Below are 23,399 nucleotides of genomic sequence, written 5' to 3' on the forward strand. Positions count from 1 at the left end.
TATAGTCATATAAATTGTTTTTTAAAGTATTTATTCACTACTTACTCATTAAAAAGCCAGCAATTTAGCTGGCTTTTATTCGGCAACTTCTGTTGGTTTTACTTAACTTTATCTCGAGCTAAAGCTTGTGAGCACATAACCAACATTAAAGAGACTACTAACATCACGGTTGCCAGAGCGTTAACTTCTGGCGAAATCCCAACCTTGACCATAGAATAAATTTTTAACGGCAAAATTTCATAGCTTGGCCCAGTCACGAAAGAACTGATAATTACGTCATCAAGTGATAGGGTAAAGCTCAGTAACCAACCTGCGGCAACCGCAGGCTTAGCTAAAGGTAAAATGATGCGTTTTAGAATAATCCACTCACTGGCACCTAAATCTTTTGCAGCTTCCAACATCTTAACATCGAAGCCTTTTAAGCGACTGTAAACCGTCACCACAACAAAAGGCAGACAGAAAGTAATGTGTGAGATAAGAAGGGTAATTAGCCCTAATTGGAAACCAACCACCAAAAACAAAGCAAGCAGTGAAATCGCCATCACAATATCAGGCGACATCATGACAACAAACAGTAGGCCGTTAACCGCACCTTTCCCTTTGAACTGATATCGAAACAGCGCGACAGCCGTTAAACTACCGATAATGGTTGCTGCGGTAGCTGAAAAAACTGCCACCGTAATAGAGTGACCAGCCGCTTGAATTAAGCTGTCATTATTCATTAAATCGCTATACCACTTTGTCGTAAAGCCGCCCCATTTAATACCAAACTTACTGGCATTAAATGAGTTTACGATCAAAACAATAATAGGCAGATATAAAAATAGGTAGACTAAACTCATAAAGCTAGACTTGGCTGCAGTTCCACCAAATGACTTTTTCATCAGTCTAACTCCACTTTTTTATTTAATAATTTACCCGCACGATAGTAGGCATATAGCATCAATGCCATGACTAAGGTTAATGCGATACTCGTGGCTGCGCCAAATGGCCAATCGCGGGCATTAAGAACTTGGCTCTTTATCACATTACCAATCAGTAAGTTCTTCGCACCACCTAGTAAGTCAGAAACATAGAACATTCCTAAAGCAGGCAGTAGCACTAATAAACAGCCTCCAATAATACCGGGCATAGTGAGTGGTAATACAACCTTTAAAAGAGTTTGGAATTTATTGGCGCCAAGATCTCTTGCCGCTTCAATATAGGTGCGATCAAGCTTTTCAATCGCTGAATACAAAGGCAAAATCATGAAAGGAAGTAAGATATAAACCAAACCTATCATCACAGCTGTTTCGGTATACATAATGCGCATAGGGTGATCAATTAAGCCAATCGCCATCAAACTTTTATTCACAATACCTTGAGTACCTAAGACAATTTTTAATCCATAAGTACGAATTAATGAGTTGGTCCAAAATGGCACTATGACCATAAACAGCATAAATGGGCGAATTTTAGCCGGCATCTTTGCGACGATATACGCAAAAGGATAACCAATTAGTAAACATAAACCTGTTGCGACAACGGCCATGTACAACGAATGCAGCATGACCTTGGCATAAAGTGGATCAAGTAAGCGAGTATAGTTGCTTAAGGTAAACGTTAACTCGATTAGGTTGGCTTCATCACGCGTTAAAAAACTAGTAATGATAATCATCAAATTTGGAATAAAGACAAACAGCATTAGCCATGAAACAATCACAAGTACTATGCTGTTTTGAAGATTTAATTTCTTCATTTCCATCTACTCTGTTTTTTCGTGGGTAGTATGTGAATCGTCATCTTGTGGCAAAACAACTTCCCAGCTTTCTACCCAAGTAATCGAAACTTTCTGGCCAATAGAGTGATCGACATCAGGATCGTCTTCATTAAAGAACTCACTGACCATGACGCGCATTCCTGATTCAAGTTCAACGACAGAATCTAAAGTCATACCTTTATAAGTACGCTCTGTTACATGACCAACAATACCAATATCTTCAGATTCTTTTATCTCTTCAATACGTATATCTTCAGGGCGAAGAAGAACATTAAGATGTTGGCCAGATTGGACAGGGTGTTTGTAATGTACTGAGCACTCTATATCTTCAATTAAAGCAGTAATTGTTTTCTCATCATTACGCTTTACTACTGTGGCTTCAAAAGTATTAATTTCACCAATAAAGCTTGCGACAAAAAGGTTTTTCGGCTCTTCATAAATTTCACGAGGTGAACCATCTTGTTCAATGACTCCATCACGCATGACAATAATGCGGTCAGACATTGAAAGGGCTTCTTCTTGATCGTGAGTAACGAAAATGAAAGTAATGCCAAGTTGGCGTTGCAGTTGTTTTAATTCTAACTGCATTTGCTTACGAAGTTTGTAATCTAAAGCGGATAATGATTCATCTAACAGCAAGACTTTGGGTTTATTCACTACGGCTCGTGCAATCGCAATACGCTGTTGCTGACCGCCAGAAAGTTGATGAGGCTTGCGTTGCGCCATTGATTCTAATCGAACCATTTTGAGTGCTTCTTCAACCCGCGTATCAATTTCTGTTTGTGCCACTTTTTGCATACGCAAGCCGAAAGCAACATTTTCAAACACGGTCATGTGAGGGAAAAGGGCATAGCTTTGAAATACGGTATTAACGTGCCTTTGCTCGGGTGGTTGCTCTGTGACATTTTCATTTGCCAGGAGAATCTTGCCAGAATCAACCGTTTCAAACCCTGCAATCATCCTTAATACTGTTGTTTTACCACAGCCAGAAGGACCTAAAATAGTTAAGAACTCACCATGATTAACATTAAGATCTAGGTTTTCAATGATGGACTTGCCATCAAAACTTTTGCTGATACCAGTTAGTTGGATAACGGTAGAAGTTTGAATAGATTCAACGTTCAATTTCTGTATTTCTCCCAAGTAAAGAACAGCGCTGTTAGACACAAAAATTTGAGGGCGAATCATAGTCGCCATTAAGTGTAATTCATAGCATTTTTTGCCATGAAGTGAGTAATTATCCTCTATTCAGATCTGATATATACCCAACTAACTTCAAGATGCGAGTTTCAGCAAGATTAAAACAATCGTTTATTAATCTACGCTTTTACAAAATGAAATAGACACAAACTCGCATATTGGGGTGTCTTGAGTATAATGAGCCACAATTATGCTAGTTAGAGATCCTGGATCCCCGTTTTATGAATGATAAAGTAGAAAAAGAGTTTAATGTCGGTGGTAATATAGATACCGCACTATCAGGACAATACGAACTAAAAGCAGCCAACATCATTAAAGAAGCCTGGCAACTTACAACAAAAAACTTCTTGTCATTTTCACCGACAATTGTTGTTTTAATTATCTTACAAATAGCGATCTTTATGATTGCTTTAAAGTTGCAACTAGGGGATACCAGCATCCTCTTTACTTTACTTGATGGTAGTGCAGATTCCACTCAAATTGAAAGTATCATTCAATCTGTCATCGTAGCCAATTTTAGCTACGAAATTATCAGTGCGCCATTGTATGCTGGTGTTTGTTTAATGGCGATGAGCCACGCCACTGGTTTTAAAACCAAAACCAACCATATTTTTAAAGGGTTACACTTTACTATCCCTGTGATGCTAGTCACTCTGATGGGGTTAATACTTCAAGGGTTAGCTGGGGCAATCTTACCTTTCCTATCTTTATATATTTCAATGGCTTTTAGTAACTCTGTTTTTCTCGTGTGTGAAAAAAGAATGACACCTATGCGGTCGTTATTACTGTCTTTCCGTGCGGTTAATAAGAAGCTTCTAACCGTCGCGGCCGTTTATGCATTGATTCTCGTAATGTTTTTTGCAGCGGCTCTTTTCTATGGGATAGGCTTTATTCTTGTATTGCCATTTTTCTTCCATGTTAAAGGCATTATCTACCGCGATATGTTTGGAATTAGAATGAAAGTAATCAACTCAGGTGGTAACGGGACGCCTCCTAATAACAATAATAAACAATCACAGGTATTTGACGCATGAAGAAAAAAATCATTATGACCTTAGCGATTCTTTCGTTTTGGGCCGTTTACTATTTTCAAAACCACTACAATCAGCAACCTGATACAAGCAAGGAACAAACAACTGAGAGCGTACCTAAAGCGCCAGTGCCGGTTGACGATGTCCAACTAAAAAAACAAAAATTCTTTGATGCGCTTCGCCCTGGGGTTATAAAAGAAAATGATCGTGTTGTGAAAGAGCGTCATGACCTATTGGATATTAAAAAACAGTTTGAAGATGGTGATCTAACATCTGTGCCATCAAAGGCAAAGAAACTTGCTGAAGATTATGAATTAGATATTCCTGAAACAGGGATTAATGAAGCATGGTTAGATACGATGTTAAATCGCGTTAATGTTTTGCCTCAGGCTCTTGTGCTAACTCAAGCGGCGAATGAATCAGCATGGGGAACGTCACGTTTCGCGCAAGAAGGAAATAACTTTTTTGGACAATGGTGCTATGTGGATGGTTGTGGTTTAGTACCTTTGCACCGTGTAGAAGGAGCAACTCATGAAGTGGCGAAATTCGACTCTCCGCAAGAATCTATTCATGCATATTTTATGAATGTGAACCGTAATAATGCTTATAAAGAACTTCGTGATATCAGAGCGAAATTATCCGGCAATGAGCAAGATTTAAAATCTGAAGCAACGGCACTAGAGTTAACAAACGGCTTGCTTAGTTACTCAGAGCGTGGACAAGATTACGTCGATGATCTTCAATCGATGATTAAGCATAACTCTGAGTTTTGGACGGATAAATAATGGTTAACATTCGTCGTATTGGATTGGTCGCAACGTTATGTGCTTCCGTTTTATCATTACCTGCGTATGCCCAACAGTATCGTTTTAATTACTCTAAGCTCTATACACAGATGAAGAACAATCTTGAAGAAGGTCATCCCGATGTAAAAGTCGCGTTCTTTTTTCAAGAGCATAAAACTTCACGTTTATGTAAAATTGATAAAGCTTGGATGGAAAAAGATAAACATTACGAAGAATTTGTTATTCCACCATCTCAAGAACTTATTGTGCCACTTGATGACAATTTGAGACAGGTTGGCCCTTTAGTCTATGTGAATGCAGAGCAAGGCAAAACCTGTGACTTCTCTATGGTTGTGATGACTAAACAGCCGCTTTCCGGTGAAGTTTCTTATCAAGATATTGAGCAATTATTGCCACAAATGAGCAAGATGCTTGATGATTTAGGTGGGATGTTTTCAAGTTGGTTTGCACCTAAAGTAATAGGTCTCACATTCGAGTTTGATGGAGTAAAGCAAAGCGCTATCCAAACCTCTAAAGGCAATACGTTCTCAATAGATAACGGAAAAGCTAAAGTGAACTTAGCTGACCTTTCTAAAAATGAATCCTTATTACTCCCACAAACCACTTTTAGGGTATTGCCTTTACTCGAAAAGTAATCAATCTCAGATTAATCAGTGAAGTAGTTTGTAAGATAAAAAAGAGCCGAACAATATCAAAAATTGTTCGGCTCTTTTTATTTTAGTAGTACAGGATTTGGTATTAAATATTCGTTATATCAAGCTGTAAGCTAGGATCAAACTCAATGGCATCTTCTGATGGTACTGAGTTTTCAGGTAATGTTTCTTTATCAAAACCAATATCACCGCCATTAATTACGCCGGAATCTCGGTCAATAGATTTAAAATCAAATAAATTATAATCGGCTAAGTGGCTAGGGACTACATTTTGCACTGCTTTAAACATTGTCTCAATACGTCCAGGGAAACGCTTATCCCATTCGTTAAGCATTTGTTTAATGTTTTGTCGCTGTAGGTTAGGTTGTGAGCCACATAAATTACAAGGAATAATAGGATAATCACGCATCGCAGAAAACTTAATGATGTCTTTTTCACGGCAATAAGCGAGAGGGCGGATCACTACATGTTCACCATTATCCGACACTAATTTAGGCGGCATTGCTTTCATTTTCCCGCCATGGAACATATTTAAAAATAGCGTTTCTAAGATATCGTCGCGGTGATGACCAAGTGCAATTTTGGTTGCTCCGATCTCATTAGCTGTACGGTATAAGATACCACGACGTAAACGAGAACAAAGAGAACAAGTCGTTTTACCTTCAGGGATCTTATCTTGAACGATAGAATAAGTATCTTCTTCAACGATTTTATATTCGATACCTAGAGATTCAAGGTAAGCAGGTAAAATATGATCAGGAAAACCTGGTTGCTTTTGGTCTAGGTTAACCGCTACAAGCTCAAAATTGACAGGCGCACTTTTTTGTAAGCTCATTAGGATCTCTAGCATAGTAAAGCTGTCTTTACCGCCAGAGAGACACACCATGATACGGTCGCCATCTTCAATCATATTAAAGTCAGCAATAGCTTGACCTGTATTACGACGAATACGCTTCTGTAACTTATTGAAATTATACTGCTCAGCTTTATTTCTTGCTGTTTGCTCAAGTTCTTCAACAGTATTTTGATCTGAATTCATGGTGATTTGCCTTTACTGATCTCAAGAGATGCTTGATGGTGCTGCCAAGTGCCTATATTAAAGCTCATAGACACTGCATAAATAAAGGCCGTATCATACCCACAAATGACAAAAGAGCAACACTCGAAAGGGTTGCTCTAGCCGTTTGGTATCCAATTTAATGGCTTACAATTAACATTTAATTGGGATCGAGTGGACTAATAAAGCCTTCTGGTTTCAATGCCAAAACATCACAATTTATCTTATCAATAACGTTCTCTGCTGTATTACCAATAAATACAGCAGATAGACCTGTTCTACCTGTTGTCCCTAAAATAACTAAGCCAACATCAAGCTCTTTGGTTGCTTTTGGAATAACATCCTCTGGTAAACCTTCATTGACTCTCGTATGCTCTTCATCAATACCATACTTTTGACGTAACGCTTTCATTGCCGTTAAGTGAAAACCACGAACAGCGTCAGTATAAGAGGTCGGATCAAACTCCGGCAGTTCTACCGTAATATTCGCAGGTGTAACAGGGTAGGAGTTAACAAGAAATAGCTCGGCATTCAGTTGTTTAGCAAATTTCAATCCTTGGTCTACCATACTTTCATTAAGAGCGGTATGGGTGGTATTTTCTGAACCAACATGAACAGATGCAATGATATTACCATTGATAGGCCAATCATGATTTTTAACAAGTAGCACTGGGCATGGGCACTTACGTAATAAATGCCAATCTGTAGGAGTAAAGAATACCGACTCAAGAGCATCATGCTGACGAGTGGCTTTTAAGACAATATCATGGCCACCAGAAAACACTTCACCAATAATGGCTTCATATGGGCGATGGTGCCAAACAACTTTAATATTAAGTTCAACGTCATCTTTCAAATAAGGTTGGGCTACTTCTTTCATCCATTCTTCACGTTGCTGAATAACGCCACGTCTCATTGCATCCCGCTCTTCAGAAGATAGCATGGATGTCATATCGTATGAAAAATCATAAATAGATAGAAAAAAAGTGATTGGAGCAGGATTGGGCAGGTCTCGTACAATTTGAAATGCACGCGCTAATGCTGATTGTTCAACATTATTAACATCAGCTACCACCAAAATGTTTTTGTATGAATTCATAATAAGCTCTCCCTTTCTTAACTCATTTGATCTTACGATAGATCAAAGTATACCAAGGGTACAACATGCCTAGATTTTGATTCTTTCAGCAAAAGAAATCCGTTGGTACTAGATTAACTTTAGCTGAATTTGGAGATAATTATTAGTGACATAAGCTTGATTTTGGAAAGAAAAAAGCCGCTAAGTATAAAAACTTAACGGCTTAATCATTGATTAATTATCGAATTTTTTATTCTTCAGCAAAACCAGCCAGTTTTTGCAGTGCGTCATGGTCGATGATAGTAATGTACTTACCTTTAACGCTCAGAATATCGCTCTTTTGGAAACGGCCAAGTAAGCGACTAATCGTTTCAACCGTTAATCCTAGGTAGTTACCAATATCTCCACGAGTCATTGTTAGACGGAATTCACGAGGCGAGAAGCCACGTTGTGAGAATCGAGTTGATAAACTATATAAGAATGCAGCTAAACGTTCTTCTGCATTCTTTTTAGACAATAACAAGATCATGTCTTGATCGCCTTTGATTTCATTACTCATTAAACGCATGATTTGCTGGCGCAATTTTGGCATTTGTCCTGAAAGTTCATCTAAAGTTTCATAGGGAATTTCACAGACCATTGAAGTTTCTAATGCTTGGGCAAAACTTGGGTGAGCATTGTTATTAATTGCGTCAAAACCAACTAAATCACCAGCCAGATGGAACGCAGTAATTTGTTCGTCACCTTGCTCTGTGATGGTGTAACTTTTTATCGTACCAGAACGAATTGCATAGAGCGATTTTAGTTCATCACCCGCTTTAAAGATTTCTTGGCCTTTTTGAACCGGCTTTTTTCGCTCGATAATTTCATCAAGTTGATCCAATTCATTTTCATTTAATGAAAACGGAATACATAATTGGCTGATACTGCAGTCTTGACAATGGATGGCACAGCCACCTGATTGGACTCGTTTCGTTTTTGCGTTATCTGAAATCATAAAATACCGAGCAGTTTTAATTGATATACATCAATATTTTATCACTCCATACTACTAAAGGACAGCAGAAAATCATCAGACATAACAGTTATATTACAGTAAGCGGATAACTCCTTGATACAACTGGAATAAGGCGTAAGCCAGTAAAGCTGCGGCGCCAAGACGTCTAAAAAGCAAAGATTGCACTAGTTGATTGAACTGAGTCGCACTCACTCCAACCGCTAACATCAATGGTAGGGTACCTAAGCCGAATGCCAGCATGATCAAAGCGCCATTTAGAGAATTCCCAGCCGCTGCCGACCAAGTTAGCATAGAATAGACTAGGCCACATGGAAGCCATCCCCAAATGAAACCAAATGGAATAGCGTAAATAGGATGCTTAATAGGAAGTAGCTTTTGACCGAATGGTGCAATATATTTCCAAAGCTTTTGACCTACTTTTTCTATCCATATCAGCCCATTCCACCATTGCCCAATATATAAAGCCAATAACAACATGAATACAGCAGATAAAAGACGTAACCAATTGAGTGGGGAGTTGATTCCAGAGTAGGACGAAATGGTTGAAATGGAGCCACCAATTATCGCTCCAATTAAAGCATAACTAGATAAGCGACCCATGTTATAAAAAAGAGGATTTAACCATTGTCTCTTTGTTGACACTTGCCCTAGGTTCATTAAAGAAGCGATACCACCACACATTCCCATGCAGTGGCCAGCGCCTAATAAACCGATTAAAAAAGCCGCTAACCAATCTGAACTCATAGGGGCTTATCTTTTTTTTCAACAGGCTCAACAACCTTATCATCAAGATCATCGTTGTCATCAAATAAAATACTATGCCCTTGACGATCGAGATCATCAAATTGATCCGTTTTTACCGCCCACATAAACAAAGCGACGGCGATACAAACAAATATGATGGCTATTGGAATTAACAAATATAAGCTGGCCATTTAAAGAACCTTATTACTTCAACAATCTAAGTGAGTTGGTCACCACAATAATAGAACTTGCAGACATACCAATAACGGCAAAATAAGGAGCAATGAACCCCATGACAGCCAATGGAAGAATTAAGGCATTATAGCCTAGCGCCCAAGCTAAATTTTGTCGAATAATACTACGAGTTTGAATGGCAAGCTCTCTAGCTTCAAGTACTTTATCTAGTCTATCGCCAAGTAGAACCATATCTGCAGATGATTTTGCCACATCTGAGCCACTACCCATAGCAACCGAAAGGTGAGCTCCCGCTAGAGTTGGTGCATCATTAATTCCATCACCGATCATTAATGTGACGTCTTTTTTATTAAGAGACTGTAGATAAGCTAACTTATCCTCAGGTTTTGCTGAACATTGATATTGAGTAATCCCCAAAGCTAAAGCAACTTTTTGAGTATTTAACTTTGAATCTCCTGTCAGTAGGGTGATGTCAATATTGGCTTCTTGTAATTGCTCAACAAAACTGAGGCTTTCTTTACGTATAGGGTCGGTATACTCAAAACGTGCAATCAAACGGTGATTACAAGATAAATAAACTGAAGACGCTTGTGATTGCTCTAATTCTTTTCCGTCAGTATTTAAGGCAAAGGGTAAAGTTCCAATATGCCAATTATCATTTAAATACTGTCCAGAGACACCAGAGCCTATAACATTAGAAACATTTTCTATTATGACTTTTCCTGATGAATATTTCTGGAATGCTTTTGAGATTGGGTGGTTAGCATGTTGCTCTAACGCTGCTGCAATCGCTAATACTTGAGAGTTCGTAAACTGACTATCTAAAAGCTCTGTATCACTAATCTCAATATTACCTTCTGTCAGAGTGCCTGTTTTATCCAATACAATATGCTTCACTTGGCATAAGGTTTCAAAGACATGGCCTTTACGTAATAAAATACCTAGGCTTCCCAGTTTCGAAGTTGAGCAAGTCACTGCGGTAGGAGTGGCAAGAGATAAGGCACACGGACAAGTTGCTACGAGGACAGACAGCATGATCCAAAATGCTTCGTCTGGTCGATGCTGATGCCAATACAACCAAGTGGCTCCAGCGATTACAAGAATGACCGCAACAAAATACTTAGCAACGTGATCGGCAATTTCTGCGATTTTAGGTTTTGATAGCTGGGCTTCATCTTGCAACCTAACAATATTTGAAATGACAGAATCGGCCTTGTGGCAAGTGACTTCCAATTCAAAGGATTCACCAACATTCATCGTACCTGCATAAACAAAATCATGGTGCTGCTTTAACACGGGTATCGATTCTCCAGTTAGCATCGATTCATCAACTTGTGTAGCACCAACGACAATCTGTCCATCGGCAGGAATATGCTCTCCGGGTAACACTCGAATCACATCGCCAATGGCTAAACTTCGGACCGGGATCTGGCTGCCATCTAACTTCCTTGCCATCGCTGGTACTAATTTCAATAAATTTGCGCTGGCGGTTGCCGCTTTACGGCGTGCTCGCATCTCTAAAAAACGACCAACTAATAAAAAGAAAGTGAACATGGAAATGGATTCGAAAAACACTTCACCTTTGCCTGCCAAGGTAGCCCATAAACTTGAGACATAAGCAAAAATAAGTGCAATAGATACAGGTACATCCATACCTAGTGTCTTGGCCTTTAAACTTCGCCAAGCGTTGATGTAAAAAGGTTGAGCTGAATAGAGTAGTACTGGTGTTGCGAAGATCAAACTGACAACTCTTAAAAACTGTTTAAACTCACTATCAAGATCTGAGAACACTTCAAAATAAAGTGCGATAGCAAGCATCATGACTTGCATTGTTGCTAAGCCGGCAACACCTAAACGATAAAGATATTGCTTCATCATTTGATGATAGCTTTCTTCATGTTGATTAGGCTCAAATGGTGCGGCTTTATATCCTAATTGATGGATGTTTTTTAATAACTCACTTAAGTGAATTTTAGAGTCATCCCAACGTAATATTGCCCGATTGGTAGTGATGTTAACTCGAATTAAAATAACACCGGAGTAGGCCATTAACTGCTTTTCAATAAGCCACGCACAAGCAGCACAAGAAACACCATCGAGTGACAATGTAACTTCGGATGTATCTTCAGTCTGTCGAACAAACTCTTTCTGCACGTCTTCATTATCATAATGGATGAGCTTTTGTAGCTGCTCAGGGACAAGGTCTACTTTTTCAGCAGGAGTCGTACGATATTGATAATAAGAAACTAAACCACTCTCTACGATAGTCTGTGCAACAGATTGACAGCCTGGGCAACACATAGGGCGAAGCTGCCCCAGGATTTCAACGTTAAAGTTGGTATTAGTAGGTACATCATCATTACAGTGATAACACACTTGATGCGTTGAACAAGCAGACATTTTTACGCCTTAATCAAGTAAAACAGTTGGTGTTTTGCTAGGAAATGCGACTTTTCCTTGGATAATCCATTCTTGGTTATGTGGCTCTAGTTTAATGAACCAAGGGCCTTCTAACGGTGTATCTAAACTAAGTCGATAATTACCATTAGCATCAGAACTAAGAGTTCGTTCGAAATCACGATCAGGGAGGGTTCGATGAGTAAATGAAACCTTTAAAGCTGGGTAAAGCTCGAGCTTTCCTTTATCTAACTTGAAGCTCACACCTCTAGGGGTTGAAATGACACTAGCATTAAGTTTGAAACCTTTTGCGACATGTATTCTAGTCAGATCGACATTAATTCCTTTTCCTTCTTTATAATAATTTTCAGAAACCAAATCGACGCTATTTTTCGTGAATAGGCCAAGGGTAACGAAACTACCTGTGACAGCACACATAGGAAGGAAAATTAAAAACCAAGGCCAGAATTGTTTGTACCAGGGCTGTTGCATAGGGTTCTCACAAATAAAACGAAATAGATATAAGAAAAAACAGCCCCAAAATGGGGCTGTTAAACCACTTAATGTATTATTGGGCAGGCTCTGATTGAGTTTGGTTACTCAAACTCCAGACATAAGCACCAACAAGGTGAACTTTATCATCACCTAAGATATTACTCCAAGCAGGCATCACACCTTGACGACCATACTGAACAGATTCAGTGACATCTGCGCGAGAATCGCCAAACAGCCAATCATTATCCGTCAGATCCGGTGCACCAAATGCTGGGTTACCTTTGCCGTCAGTACCATGACAAGCCGCACAAGCTGCAAAGCGTACTTTACCAGCTGCAGCTTCACGTGAGTTAACTTTACGTCCAGATAAGCTCAATACATAACTTACTACTTCACGTACACCATCATCACCAAATGTTTCTCCCCATGCAGGCATCGCACCTACACGACCATGGCGAATAGTAGTTAAGATAGCCTCAGGCTCACCACCGTACAACCAAGCATCGTCGGTTAAATTAGGGAAACCTTTGAAACCACGAGCATCAGATCCATGACACTGAGAACAATTTTGCAAAAATAAATTTTGTCCTACGCGTAAGGCGTCTGGATCTGAAGCAATTTCAGGTAATGTACGGTATGCAGTACCTTCAGAGTTATAAGCTAGGCGCTTAAACGACTCACCGTAAAATTTATCGGCATCATCTAACTCTTTTGCATATTGATCTAACTGCTGATTATCTTGTGAAGCTTTAATTGATGCTTCCATTTCTTCAACAGATTTAACTTGCTGCGCAGAGCTCGTCCAACCTAGAAGGCCAGGGTAATTACCTAAACCTGGGAACAAAGCTAAATAAACAGCAGCAAAGATAAATGTTGAGAAGAATAAGTAAGTCCACCATTTTGGAAGTGGGTTGTTTAGCTCACGAATACCATCGTATTCATGCCCCATATCCGCACCTTCTTCTACGCCCATTTTATCTTTTAGACACCAGATTAAAATAGCCGCAATACCAAAGATTGTGCCCAGTGTAATTACGGTAATCCAAACACTCCAGAATGTAGTCATTACTGCATTCCTCCCTGTTTTTTATCGGATTCAACTGGCGGCTCATCATCAAAGATGATATTCGCAGCTTCATCAAAACGAGACTGGCGGCTTTTGCTTCCATAAGCCCACCATACAACACCACAAAAGCTGATGAATAAAACAAGGGTCCAGATACTATGAACGGTTACGATATCCATATCTCTCTCCTTATTTCATCGAGTGGCCAAGCGATTGAAGATAGGCAACTAAAGCATCTAACTCTGTTTTGCCTTCAACATCTTTTTTCGCATTAGCAACTTGCTCATCAGTGTACGGCACGCCGAAATCATCACGGAACAACTCAAGTTTTTGTTGAGTATATTCGCCGGTTAGTTTGTTTTCTGCCAACCACGGATAGCCCGGCATGATCGATTCTGGCACCACTTCACGAGGGTCGATTAAATGGACACGATGCCATTCATCAGAATAACGTCCACCTACGCGAGCAAGGTCAGGGCCAGTACGCTTAGAGCCCCATAAGAAAGGATGTTCCCATACTGACTCACCTGCAACAGAGTAGTGACCATAACGCTCAGTTTCCGAACGGAATGGACGAATCATCTGACTGTGACAAACACTACAACCTTCACGGATGTAGATATCGCGTCCTTCCATTTCAAGCGCTGAATATACTTTTAAATCTTCAACTGGCTCAGTCGTTTGCTTTTGGAATATTAGCGGAGTGATCTCAACTAATGCGCCTAAGCTAATACCAAAAACCATTAAAATTGCCAATAGACCGACGTTCTTCTCGACTATTGAATGGCGATTCTTATTCGAACTCATATTCATAGCCTCCTATAAAGCCGGTTGAGGAATAGCTTTTAAGCTTTCCTTTGGCGCAGAAATAGTTTTGTATGTGTTGTAAGCCATCAACAACATACCAGATACAATGATCACACCACCAATAAAACGAACTAAGTAGAATGGGTGAGAAGCTTCAACTGTTTCAACAAAGCTATAAGTTAATGTGCCATCAGCATTAACTGCACGCCACATCAAACCTTGCATTACACCTGAAATCCACATAGCCACGATATACAGCACGGTGCCGATAGTCGCAAGCCAGAAGTGAACATTGATAAGTTTGATTGAGTACATACGCTCTTGACCAAATAACTTAGGAATCAAGTGGTATAGAGAACCAATGGTAACCATTGCAACCCAGCCTAATGCACCTGAATGCACGTGACCAATTGTCCAGTCAGTATAGTGAGATAACGCATTAACCGTCTTAATAGCCATCATTGGGCCTTCAAAGGTAGACATACCGTAGAAAGACAGTGAAACAATCAAGAAGCGTAGAATTGGATCGTAACGCAGTTTATGCCAAGCACCAGATAACGTCATAATACCGTTGATCATACCGCCCCAAGAAGGAACAAATAAGATCACAGACATCACCATACCTAATGACTGAGTCCAGTCAGGTAAAGCAGTGTAATGAAGGTGGTGTGGACCGGCCCAAATATAAAGGGAAATTAAACCCCAGAAGTGCACGATCGATAAACGGTAAGAATAAACTGGGCGCTCAGCTTGTTTTGGTACAAAGTAATACATCATACCCAAAAAGCCTGCAGTTAATAAGAAACCAACTGCATTATGTCCATACCACCATTGAACCATGGCATCGACAGCACCAGAATAAATCGAATAAGATTTACCTAATGAAACTGGAATAGCCATACTATTCACGATATGCAGTACCGCAACAGTTAGTATAAAACCGCCAAAGAACCAGTTAGCAACATAAATATGGGATGTATTTCTTTTGATTAAAGTACCAAAGAAAACAATTGCATAAGCAACCCAAACAATCGCAATGGCGATATCAATAGGCCACTCTAGTTCTGCATATTCTTTACTGGTTGTATAGCCCAAAGGTAGTGAGATCACGGCGGCCAAAATAATGGCTTGCCAACCCCAAAATGTAAACGGAACTAACAAACCACCGAATAGGCGAGTTTTACACGTTCTTTGTACAACATAATAAGAACATGCGAATAGGGCACTTGTACCAAACGCAAATATTACCGCATTTGTATGTAATGGACGTAAACGGCTGTACGTCAACCACGGCGTATCAAAGTTAAGCTGTGGCCAAACTAATTGAGCGGCAATTAATACACCCACACTCATACCAACAATACCCCAAAGTATGGTAACCAGGGTGAATTGACGTACGACTGTGTAGTTATAATTATGCTCAAGCTGATGTTCTTGGCTCATCTTGAATGCTTCCAATATTATAATTAACTACATAGCATCAACACGAAAATAGTGTTGTAATGTCACCCAAACACATATCATCAACTGATTAAAAATAAGTCGATAACAATGGTTTTCAATAAAAGTAACATTTTCGTTGCCTACTATACCTGACATGCGAACAGGTTATATAGGTAAATTAGTAAAAATTTGAAGTAAGTTGCATAGGATAAAGTTGTAATGGCAGCAGAGAAACTCACCAAAGCAAGACTTGTACAAATACTCATCATATTCAGTGTATTAGCCACTGCATTTACGTGGCGAACATTTCAACACCAACCACAGAAAAAAACTGATACGGTATGCCAAATAGACCAAAGTTGTACAATAAAAGTCGATGATATAGAGCTTTCAATACTCTTTGAAAGAGAAACTGATGATTTGCTTACGATCTCTGTTCAATTAATTGATAGTAAAAAGAAAACACAGTTACAGGACTTGGCTTTAAATTCTTATGTCATACTTGATAATAAAAATCATCAACTAGAACAACGAATGAACATCAAAACGGGGTTAGACATAGATAACTCACGTTGGTCGATTTCGACACTAAATGGAGATATACACTGGATAACTTTAAACATTCACAATTGATTTATCTCGAAACATCATTGAGATTGAAAACGAGCATATAATGATATCTGTTTGGTATACAAAAGGGGCCATTTAGTTAATCATCCTAAAAATACAAAATAAGGCACTTGATAAAACAATCATGGAAAATTCCACATACAGCCACATTTCATTTAACATAATATACGTAATGCGCACTATTAGATTGGTAAAATTGCATCCATATTGGGTAAGTCATTTCTCGATTTATTTGGTTGCATTGAATTAGCCAGGTCTGTGATTGGATTGTTAACCTGGTCGCCAAAATCATTTGGTGTTTTTCTCATGTCACACGTCAGGAACTTACGAACGCCAGCTGTATTCATTTCAACTAAACAATAATCTAAAACCTTAAATTGATAACCCATCTTTTCTAGCATTGAGTTATAAACATAAGATTCAGAGCCATCAGTCATTGTTTGTTTAAATACGATTGTTGGTATCACTTTTGTATCTGTTATTTTCAAACTGATGCCGCCTACATATACATTGGTAACATCAAATGGCCAAAGTTCAGGAACAGTGTTTACGCTGCGATTATTAAAAAACGGCTCACCACTCTCAGACAAAAGGCGACTATCATGAACATCATCAATCTGTACATTACGTATCTTAGAATCGGTTTTATCCATTGGTAAAACTTGGTTATTGGTTTGGCCAGTTTGGTTAACGGTTTGATTAGAATTGATATCCTGTGTTGAATCATCAGAATTATAACGTTGATACGCATCGATGCCCCCATAAATGACATAAAGAATTGAACAAAGCCCTAGCAACATTACTAAGACAAATTTGAAATTTGATAATGGACTAGAAGCAAGTCCTGATTTTGTTGTTTTGCCCGTTACTGTTGATTTATAAAGAAGATGAACCGCAAGAGGAACTTTAACCCGTCTACACTCTTCAGGCTTTGGACTGTTAAAGCTCGTTGCGTTTGGGTCATGTTCATACAATCTAGGTTTGCGCTTTGTGAAAAAAAACGAATCTTTAGATTTATGATGTATGGCAACCTCAGCACATGAACGAACTTCAGTAGATAACTTTTTAATATTGGGTGTAACGAAAGTAATATCCCAGTTAAAGTGACGGTGTCTTGATATCGATTCTTCAAACGTTGGAGGTAATCGAATGAGCCCATTATCATCAAATAAAGTTTCCCCTGAATCATCAATATCAATAGTTGATTCATCTGGTTTATAAGCCTCTAAAACACGGTTATAAAAATCTGGATACCAGTCAGGCAAACCCTCTTTAAACTTTTCCAAACCTTGATATGTATTCTTAGCCATATCAAAGCCGACCGTTTTAGAATATATGTCCTGACATTCATCAATGATCATATAAGCGCCCATAGGCATCCAGTTGTAGAAGTTCTGCCACATATAACGGCCAGATTCAGTAAGCGAATAGATTTTTATAATTTTGGCTGATGGTGGAAATCGCTCACCTAGACGTTTTTCAATAGTTTCAACACTTTCCATACCTTGTATGTTTGTGACAACAACACGACCATTTCTAAGCGCAGGTAGTAAATCAAACCATACAGCGGTAGCTGACTTGTAAGAACCATTGGCACCATGACGAATTTTAACAGCCATAATTAAGACCCCATGAAATCTAGAACAAATCGAGTAACCATTGCTTCAACGATTCGGGTTAAACCAACAAAAATTCCATATTGATTCATCAAGCCTTTTTGCTGTGTTGAAAGACCTGAAAAAGCATCATTAAGAAGTGAATCGAGGGAAAGATTTTGCATAAGTGAAATAGCTACACCATAAGCAAATTGAATAGATTCAAGCTGTAATTTGAGCTTAATAATCACGCAATATTCAATGATGTAAGCGAACATTTGTTGAAAAAATGTAGGGGCATAACTGAAAAAATCACCAACATAATCCCCAATATCAACAAAATAACCAATGATTGAGTTTTCTTCTTCTGGAGTAGCTGCATAAGTGCCAGACGAAAAAAACAAAAGTAAAAACGGAATAAAAAGGATCTTCATCTTATCGTCTCCTTACGATAATAATTGAAAAGGCAACCAGTGAACAAAGAGCAATGATTGCGGTAGAAATTAAGCTTGAATTATCAGACCAATATGAATTAGAAGTGCTAACAGTCCCCCATCTACCAGATAGAGTTATATTTTCATCAGAATAAGAACCTCCAGAGAAAGACGGAGCAATGTTTAAGTCAGTTTTAAACTGATTTATTTTGTCTTGAATCTGTTGAGTTAAATCATCTTTTTTCTGAGATAACTCGGCGAACTTTGAAGAATCAAAGACAGTAGAAAAATGATTCGATTGGGTGAAGTCCGGCAAATCTCCAAACGGTGTTTTATTACAGTCTGGGTATTCTGGATTTTTATCACAAAATGATTTATTCATTTCATTTTCTATATTGTCTAAGTGCTTATTGGTTTGCGTAGTTCCTGAGAGTTGTTGACCAAGTTTCTTATTGATTTCTGTCTGTTGACCAAGTTGAGCTTTATAAAGTTTATTGTTCTGGTCAGATTTGGAATCATAATTAGTAATAAACTCTTTCATTTTATGATTCATATTTTCAAGGTGTTGATTGGTAATAACCGCTTCTTTGTAAAGTGCATTATCCCCCTCGGTTAAATTTGGGTTATCGCTAAGACTTGATGAATCTGGATTTTGATTAGGGTCATCCGTGAAAGGTGTATCAGAGTTATTACATAAATCGATACCTAATTCACAAGGATTAGGGTTTGAATTTAAATCATCAGGATTAGTAGATTCTTCTGGAATTTCTTCAGGCGGTGTTTCTGGAGGTAAAGCACACTCTTCATTTTCAGGATTACAAATAGGTGTTTCTGGATTAGTTTCAGATTCACAAGTTAAACCCTGTATGCAATCTTTTTTATCATAATTACATGAAGTACTAACATCAGGTGAATTATTTGACTCATTATCAACACAAGACCAATTAAAAACAGTTTCATAAAAAGAACTATTAGGATTGTTTAATTGACATGAATATTGTTCATTTTGAAATTGTTTTTGAATAGATGAATCGGAACAAAAAGTTGGTTCAATCTGACATCGACCATCAGAAGTTTCAACTGGATGAGTAGCAGGACAACCAGAAAAAGGAGAAAAAGAACCGTCATAGGCTGCTATTCTCACATTAGCAGAAGTAGCTTTGCACCAAATGCCATTCGAAACAACTTGAGGATTATCCAAACAAAGTTCTGTATCAAGTGAAGATAAATAGGGTAAACATAATGAATGTGGTTTGGATGAAAGATAAGTATCAAAATAAACAGGTTCACTTTTATAAAACGTACAACGGGCTTTTAAAATTACTTTATCAACTGTTTCAGCCTTAACGGGAATCGTATAAATATTAGAAAATACAAAAACGAAAAATAATAAAATCCATTTCATAAGATCAAAAAAAGGGGCAATTAAGCCCCCTCTCCTATAGTTAAAAATTAATGTGTTTGAATGCCTGAAACAAAACCATAAATAAAGCTCATGGAGGATGAGATACCAAAAATGATTTCTACAGGCATTGACCCCATCATTTACTTATTTAACCAACGAATAAGAAGACCCGCACCAAAGCCGATTGCAGCAACCGAAATAACGCCAGCAACTACAAGAGTATAGTTTGCAGAAGAATCTGTAACCGCAGCATTAATATCAGTAGCGTAATCAGCAGCGAACGCAGTAGATGAAGCAGCAATAGAAGAAACTACAGCACCAGTTTTTAGAGCAATGTTTTTAAAAGTTTTCATATCAATATCCTATAAATAAAAAAATTAAAGTTTGCTCATCCATCGTACGACTCGGCCAGCTCCATGACCAACGACAAACGAAAGTAAAAGATACCCAGAAACTTCCAGATATAGAGCTTTATCAAACACAAGGTTTGTTTGGGGAATGTCAGACGGTTCAAGCAAAATATAACCCTGACAAGTGTCATAGGTATCAGTTGTGACCTGACCATCTAACAAACATTTCATATATGACTCTCAAAAATTCCTAGTTCACGAACACGCTTTAAATCAAGGACTTCGTTTGAACCGCAATCTTCACAAGAAATATCACCAATTAAAGAGCAGTCATTATCAGACCTAAATAACTGCCAATTGATAGAAGATGAATCACAACAAGTACAAACTAAATCATCATCCTTTAAAGCAAATAAAGTCATTACGAAACCTTACTAAGTTGAGCCTGATTTACAGGAACTAATTTTAAGTTACGGTCGAACTCTAAGCGGTCGAACTGTCCAACCTTGAAAGAATCTTGGGTAAAATAATATTTACCCTCAGTGTATGCAGGTTGCCCTTCCTCAAGTGGAAGACGAAACTCAACAGGGAATTTACCGCCAGTATGAGCGTATGCAACTTGAGAATATAATTTCATCGCAGCTCGTTTATCATTTGCAGGCAGTTCGCGAACGTCTACCACTTCATTTTCTTTAAATACTTCGATAATTAATTGATTCATTTTTTAATTCCTTATGCCACTAAGTGGATTACATTTTCATCAAAACCATATAAACGGGAAATATCCCCTACTTTCTCTACATAATCAGACGGTCGCTGATTTGCGAAATCTATTTCAATAACTTGAAGTAATGGAACGACATTATCTTTTCCATTGCCTTGTAAATTCTGTAATTGAGCTTTGGAGAAACCCGCCTTAAGCAAAAGATTTAAATTATCGTAAAAAGTACTACTAGAACTAAAGGTATCTTTAACTGCATTGTAACCATCAGATACCAATGAACGATAAAAACGAAAAACTCTATCGGCCTTTGAATATGACATATTTCCTTTAGGTGTTACTTTTACATAAATTGACTTTAAATTTGTATAAACTTCATCATCATTAAATATATTCATCTTTTGCCCCTTAAGCGCATCTAACAACGGGCTGTACGCTCTTAACCATATATCTTTAATTAAACAGGATTTGTTTTCTTTTTCATATTTAACTTGATACTTAATAGCATCAATTAATTTTTTAGGTACTTCAAATTCATCTAAATATCTACGCTTTGCACTAGCTTCAAACCTAACAAGATTGCGAGCATAATTAATTAAAAAAGGGTCACTCATTACATCAATAACTTTATCGTATTCTTTTGAACCTTTTTCTTTAAGTGAGCGCAATTGATCTAATTGTCTTTTGAATTCAAAATATTTTAAATAAACCTTTCTATCAACATGGCGTGAATTCTTAGAAAAATATGCGGTAGTCTCATACTCATTACGAACACTAGATCGCATTTGTTTATTTGAAATATTCTTAAGCTGATTAATAACCTGCTTTGACATATCTTCATTTTTAACACGAGCAGAATAAGTGCAATCGACACAATCCAAAGTAGCGTTTGGGATATCTAGCATGTTATAGAAATCAGAATAAGCATTAAGCAAGCACATCATCATTTCAGTTGAACCATTCAAAATTGACGTTGAACCATAAACATTATGGCCCTGAATAATTTTGGCCGGACTCGCTTTTAACTCTACACAAGCATCACGAAGCGGAGTTCCTTGAAAAATCTTAAACGCCATACCAGTAAAGGAAGTAGCTAAACTCTGATAAGGATGACGCAAGTCAGTAACTTCAAAACCGTCATTGCGTTCGTTGCCAGTAAAATGAACAGATTTAGCTTCAAGACCTACACCACGAGAAGAACATTCCTTCAAATCAACATAACGAACGCACTGACCAGTAGCCGTCTGTTGAGTTTGAAGAAGATATTCTTCTTTAAACGGTATAGAGATTTTAAGCATATCAATCATAAAGGTAACTTTGTCACAAGTGATTTAGATTATAAATTAATACATCATCACATGTGACAATGCAAGAAAAGATACAAATAACTTGTGATGAAGTTACAATGTTATGAAGTGACTCGAAATTAAGGAGGCAAAATGCCCACTCTAAGACTTGATGAAAAAAGATGGCGAGAGATTGAAAAAAAAGCCGTTGATATGACTATAAAGACACAAAAACCTGTAACGGTACCAGAAGTAATAAAGGCCGTACTAGATAAATGCTTAAAAGAATTGAAACCAGAAGATCTAAAGTAAATTCCGAAATCCGGACAAGAGTACACTATTAAAGATAGTGTACTCTCCCTGCCTCCTTGCTCCTCCGCGCTCAGCTTTCGCTTGTGCGTCGCAATCGTCCGGTCGAGATAAAAATCATTTTAAAAGAGAAAAGAATTCTAGAGGATGAAGGTTTTTTCATCTAACTGGTATGTCATTTTTTTAACATACCCAGCTTTGGTGCGGTTAGTGACGGATGTCCTCCGAGCACTATGAGAATGTAATTACTATGCAGTAGCTTTAGAATTCGGGTGGGCTGATAGTTCGCATTACGGCCATTATGCTAAAGGCGCACTTCGTGCGGTCGCCAGTGCTGCGCAATGGTACTGACGACCACGCTTTCAACATAATGCCAGACTACGTAATACGCACTAAAGTTGTAGGCGCAAAGTAGTAATATCACCTTTAACAAAGTTAACATATGGTACTTTCATCTTAGTTTTACTATACCGCCGACAATAGTTTGTAGGTTACTTATCAAGTGGTTGTGGAGATTTTATTGCATGGCGGCCTATTAGAACGATAACTATAATTTTAATCCATCACCTTTTAGTTACCACCTAATGGCCTGTGCTGATGGTTAAACGTAATAACTTCTCAGGTGTATCATAGGCTATCTTTTGGTTTTTATACTTCTTCAATTCTTTCTTTGCGGCCTTACATACCAAGCTATTTCCATTAGCTCTAACTCGTTTAAGCTTGGCATATTTTTGATCTAGGTGATGCATTGATAACATGATCCTACATTCACCTTTTAAGTGTTTAGCGGAATTATCTACGGCTTTCTGTGCTTTTTCCTTGTAAAACTTCGCAACTTTATACCGTTGGCTATCATCGTAACTAAAGACTGATGGACTAATAATCAGTATACAAAAAAATATGGTGAATGGTTTCATAGT

Annotated in this window: 27 protein-coding genes; 5 read left to right on the forward strand and 22 right to left on the reverse strand. The window is 38.1% G+C overall.

Going from position 1 to position 23,399, the window contains the following annotated elements; all coding sequences use genetic code 11:
* Nucleotides 1-98 precede the first annotated feature (98 nt).
* The 3 genes from potC to potA are packed head-to-tail and all read right to left on the reverse strand — an operon-like array spanning nt 99 to nt 2,902.
* The gene (potC, locus tag QQJ93_RS05000) at nt 99-884 is read right to left on the reverse strand and encodes a spermidine/putrescine ABC transporter permease PotC (RefSeq protein ID WP_089124385.1); all 786 of its coding nucleotides are present in this window, start codon (nt 882-884) and stop codon (nt 99-101) included.
* Nucleotides 884-1,744: a spermidine/putrescine ABC transporter permease PotB gene (potB, locus tag QQJ93_RS05005; RefSeq protein ID WP_089124386.1), complete on the reverse strand. Its 861-nt coding sequence runs from the start codon at nt 1,742-1,744 to the stop codon at nt 884-886. Before potB ends, potC begins: the two co-directional genes overlap by 1 nt.
* Nucleotides 1,745-2,902: a spermidine/putrescine ABC transporter ATP-binding protein PotA gene (gene potA / locus QQJ93_RS05010; protein ID WP_431313587.1), complete on the reverse strand. Its 1,158-nt coding sequence runs from the start codon at nt 2,900-2,902 to the stop codon at nt 1,745-1,747.
* Nucleotides 2,903-3,180: 278 nt separating this feature from the next.
* On the opposite strand from potA, the gene QQJ93_RS05015 reads away from it, so the two are divergent.
* Genes QQJ93_RS05015 through QQJ93_RS05025 form a run of 3 tightly spaced genes read left to right on the forward strand, consistent with a single transcriptional unit; the run spans nt 3,181 to nt 5,431 of the window.
* Entirely contained in the window at nt 3,181-3,993 is an 813-nt protein-coding gene (locus QQJ93_RS05015) for a DUF2189 domain-containing protein (protein WP_089124387.1), read from the forward strand.
* Nucleotides 3,990-4,775 (forward strand): glucosaminidase domain-containing protein, encoded by a 786-nt coding sequence (locus tag QQJ93_RS05020; RefSeq protein ID WP_089124388.1) that lies wholly within the window; start codon nt 3,990-3,992, stop codon nt 4,773-4,775. The genes QQJ93_RS05015 and QQJ93_RS05020 overlap by 4 nt, the downstream gene beginning before the upstream one ends.
* Nucleotides 4,775-5,431 (forward strand): DUF2987 domain-containing protein, encoded by a 657-nt coding sequence (locus tag QQJ93_RS05025; RefSeq protein WP_089124389.1) that lies wholly within the window; start codon nt 4,775-4,777, stop codon nt 5,429-5,431. Before QQJ93_RS05020 ends, QQJ93_RS05025 begins: the two co-directional genes overlap by 1 nt.
* Nucleotides 5,432-5,534: 103 nt before the next feature.
* Here QQJ93_RS05025 and ttcA read toward each other — a convergent pair whose 3' ends face one another.
* The 11 genes from ttcA to ccoN form a co-directional block, all read right to left on the reverse strand.
* The gene (ttcA, locus tag QQJ93_RS05030; RefSeq protein ID WP_089124390.1) at nt 5,535-6,488 is read right to left on the reverse strand and encodes a tRNA 2-thiocytidine(32) synthetase TtcA; all 954 of its coding nucleotides are present in this window, start codon (nt 6,486-6,488) and stop codon (nt 5,535-5,537) included.
* A gap of 178 nt (nt 6,489-6,666) precedes the next feature.
* Nucleotides 6,667-7,605 (reverse strand): universal stress protein UspE, encoded by a 939-nt coding sequence (gene uspE, locus QQJ93_RS05035; RefSeq protein WP_089124391.1) that lies wholly within the window; start codon nt 7,603-7,605, stop codon nt 6,667-6,669.
* A 229-nt stretch (nt 7,606-7,834) separates the two neighbouring features.
* Nucleotides 7,835-8,581, reverse strand: a complete 747-nt coding sequence (gene fnr / locus QQJ93_RS05040) for a fumarate/nitrate reduction transcriptional regulator Fnr (protein ID WP_089124392.1) — start codon at nt 8,579-8,581, stop codon at nt 7,835-7,837.
* Nucleotides 8,582-8,674: 93 nt separating this feature from the next.
* Nucleotides 8,675-9,346 (reverse strand): sulfite exporter TauE/SafE family protein, encoded by a 672-nt coding sequence (locus tag QQJ93_RS05045; protein ID WP_089124393.1) that lies wholly within the window; start codon nt 9,344-9,346, stop codon nt 8,675-8,677.
* Nucleotides 9,343-9,537, reverse strand: a complete 195-nt coding sequence (gene ccoS / locus QQJ93_RS05050; RefSeq protein ID WP_089124394.1) for a cbb3-type cytochrome oxidase assembly protein CcoS — start codon at nt 9,535-9,537, stop codon at nt 9,343-9,345. Before ccoS ends, QQJ93_RS05045 begins: the two co-directional genes overlap by 4 nt.
* 13 nt (nt 9,538-9,550) lie before the next feature.
* Nucleotides 9,551-11,941: a heavy metal translocating P-type ATPase gene (locus QQJ93_RS05055; RefSeq protein WP_089124395.1), complete on the reverse strand. Its 2,391-nt coding sequence runs from the start codon at nt 11,939-11,941 to the stop codon at nt 9,551-9,553.
* Between the two features lie 9 nt (nt 11,942-11,950).
* The gene (locus tag QQJ93_RS05060; protein ID WP_089124396.1) at nt 11,951-12,430 is read right to left on the reverse strand and encodes a FixH family protein; all 480 of its coding nucleotides are present in this window, start codon (nt 12,428-12,430) and stop codon (nt 11,951-11,953) included.
* A 76-nt stretch (nt 12,431-12,506) separates the two neighbouring features.
* The gene (ccoP, locus tag QQJ93_RS05065) at nt 12,507-13,499 is read right to left on the reverse strand and encodes a cytochrome-c oxidase, cbb3-type subunit III (RefSeq protein WP_089124397.1); all 993 of its coding nucleotides are present in this window, start codon (nt 13,497-13,499) and stop codon (nt 12,507-12,509) included.
* Entirely contained in the window at nt 13,499-13,678 is a 180-nt protein-coding gene (locus QQJ93_RS05070; RefSeq protein WP_089124398.1) for a cbb3-type cytochrome oxidase subunit 3, read from the reverse strand. The genes ccoP and QQJ93_RS05070 overlap by 1 nt, the downstream gene beginning before the upstream one ends.
* 10 nt (nt 13,679-13,688) lie before the next feature.
* Nucleotides 13,689-14,306 (reverse strand): cytochrome-c oxidase, cbb3-type subunit II, encoded by a 618-nt coding sequence (gene ccoO / locus QQJ93_RS05075; RefSeq protein WP_089124399.1) that lies wholly within the window; start codon nt 14,304-14,306, stop codon nt 13,689-13,691.
* A 12-nt stretch (nt 14,307-14,318) separates the two neighbouring features.
* On the reverse strand, nt 14,319-15,749 hold the full coding sequence (gene ccoN, locus QQJ93_RS05080) for a cytochrome-c oxidase, cbb3-type subunit I (protein WP_089124400.1): 1,431 nt from the start codon (nt 15,747-15,749) through the stop codon (nt 14,319-14,321).
* A 219-nt stretch (nt 15,750-15,968) separates the two neighbouring features.
* Here ccoN and QQJ93_RS05085 point away from each other — a divergent pair, with 219 nt between their 5' ends.
* Nucleotides 15,969-16,382, forward strand: a complete 414-nt coding sequence (locus tag QQJ93_RS05085; RefSeq protein WP_089124401.1) for a hypothetical protein — start codon at nt 15,969-15,971, stop codon at nt 16,380-16,382.
* A gap of 179 nt (nt 16,383-16,561) precedes the next feature.
* On the opposite strand, the gene QQJ93_RS05090 is transcribed toward QQJ93_RS05085, so the two are convergent.
* The 7 genes from QQJ93_RS05090 to QQJ93_RS05120 form a co-directional block, all read right to left on the reverse strand.
* The gene (locus QQJ93_RS05090) at nt 16,562-17,998 is read right to left on the reverse strand and encodes a zonular occludens toxin domain-containing protein (RefSeq protein ID WP_089124402.1); all 1,437 of its coding nucleotides are present in this window, start codon (nt 17,996-17,998) and stop codon (nt 16,562-16,564) included.
* A 2-nt stretch (nt 17,999-18,000) separates the two neighbouring features.
* Complete coding sequence (locus QQJ93_RS05095) at nt 18,001-18,408, reverse strand: DUF2523 family protein (RefSeq protein ID WP_089124403.1); 408 nt, start codon at nt 18,406-18,408, stop codon at nt 18,001-18,003.
* Between the two features lies 1 nt (nt 18,409).
* The gene (locus tag QQJ93_RS05100; protein WP_089124404.1) at nt 18,410-19,813 is read right to left on the reverse strand and encodes a hypothetical protein; all 1,404 of its coding nucleotides are present in this window, start codon (nt 19,811-19,813) and stop codon (nt 18,410-18,412) included.
* Nucleotides 19,814-19,953: 140 nt separating this feature from the next.
* The gene (locus QQJ93_RS05105; protein ID WP_089124405.1) at nt 19,954-20,166 is read right to left on the reverse strand and encodes a hypothetical protein; all 213 of its coding nucleotides are present in this window, start codon (nt 20,164-20,166) and stop codon (nt 19,954-19,956) included.
* A 224-nt stretch (nt 20,167-20,390) separates the two neighbouring features.
* Nucleotides 20,391-20,585 (reverse strand): hypothetical protein, encoded by a 195-nt coding sequence (locus QQJ93_RS05110; protein WP_089124407.1) that lies wholly within the window; start codon nt 20,583-20,585, stop codon nt 20,391-20,393.
* Nucleotides 20,585-20,884, reverse strand: coding sequence for a single-stranded DNA-binding protein (locus QQJ93_RS05115; protein WP_089124408.1), 300 nt, complete (start codon nt 20,882-20,884; stop codon nt 20,585-20,587). The genes QQJ93_RS05110 and QQJ93_RS05115 overlap by 1 nt, the downstream gene beginning before the upstream one ends.
* Nucleotides 20,885-20,895: 11 nt before the next feature.
* Nucleotides 20,896-22,191, reverse strand: a complete 1,296-nt coding sequence (locus QQJ93_RS05120; RefSeq protein WP_089124409.1) for a phage/plasmid replication protein, II/X family — start codon at nt 22,189-22,191, stop codon at nt 20,896-20,898.
* A 132-nt stretch (nt 22,192-22,323) separates the two neighbouring features.
* Here QQJ93_RS05120 and QQJ93_RS05125 point away from each other — a divergent pair, with 132 nt between their 5' ends.
* The gene (locus tag QQJ93_RS05125; RefSeq protein WP_160117513.1) at nt 22,324-22,482 is read left to right on the forward strand and encodes a hypothetical protein; all 159 of its coding nucleotides are present in this window, start codon (nt 22,324-22,326) and stop codon (nt 22,480-22,482) included.
* Nucleotides 22,483-23,060: 578 nt separating this feature from the next.
* Here the strand turns inward: QQJ93_RS05125 and QQJ93_RS05130 are convergent.
* On the reverse strand, nt 23,061-23,396 hold the full coding sequence (locus QQJ93_RS05130; RefSeq protein WP_089124410.1) for a hypothetical protein: 336 nt from the start codon (nt 23,394-23,396) through the stop codon (nt 23,061-23,063).
* Between the last annotated feature and the right edge of the window lie 3 nt (nt 23,397-23,399).

It is taken from the genome of Vibrio algivorus, from assembly GCF_030161215.1.
GTDB lineage: Bacteria > Pseudomonadota > Gammaproteobacteria > Enterobacterales > Vibrionaceae > Vibrio > Vibrio algivorus.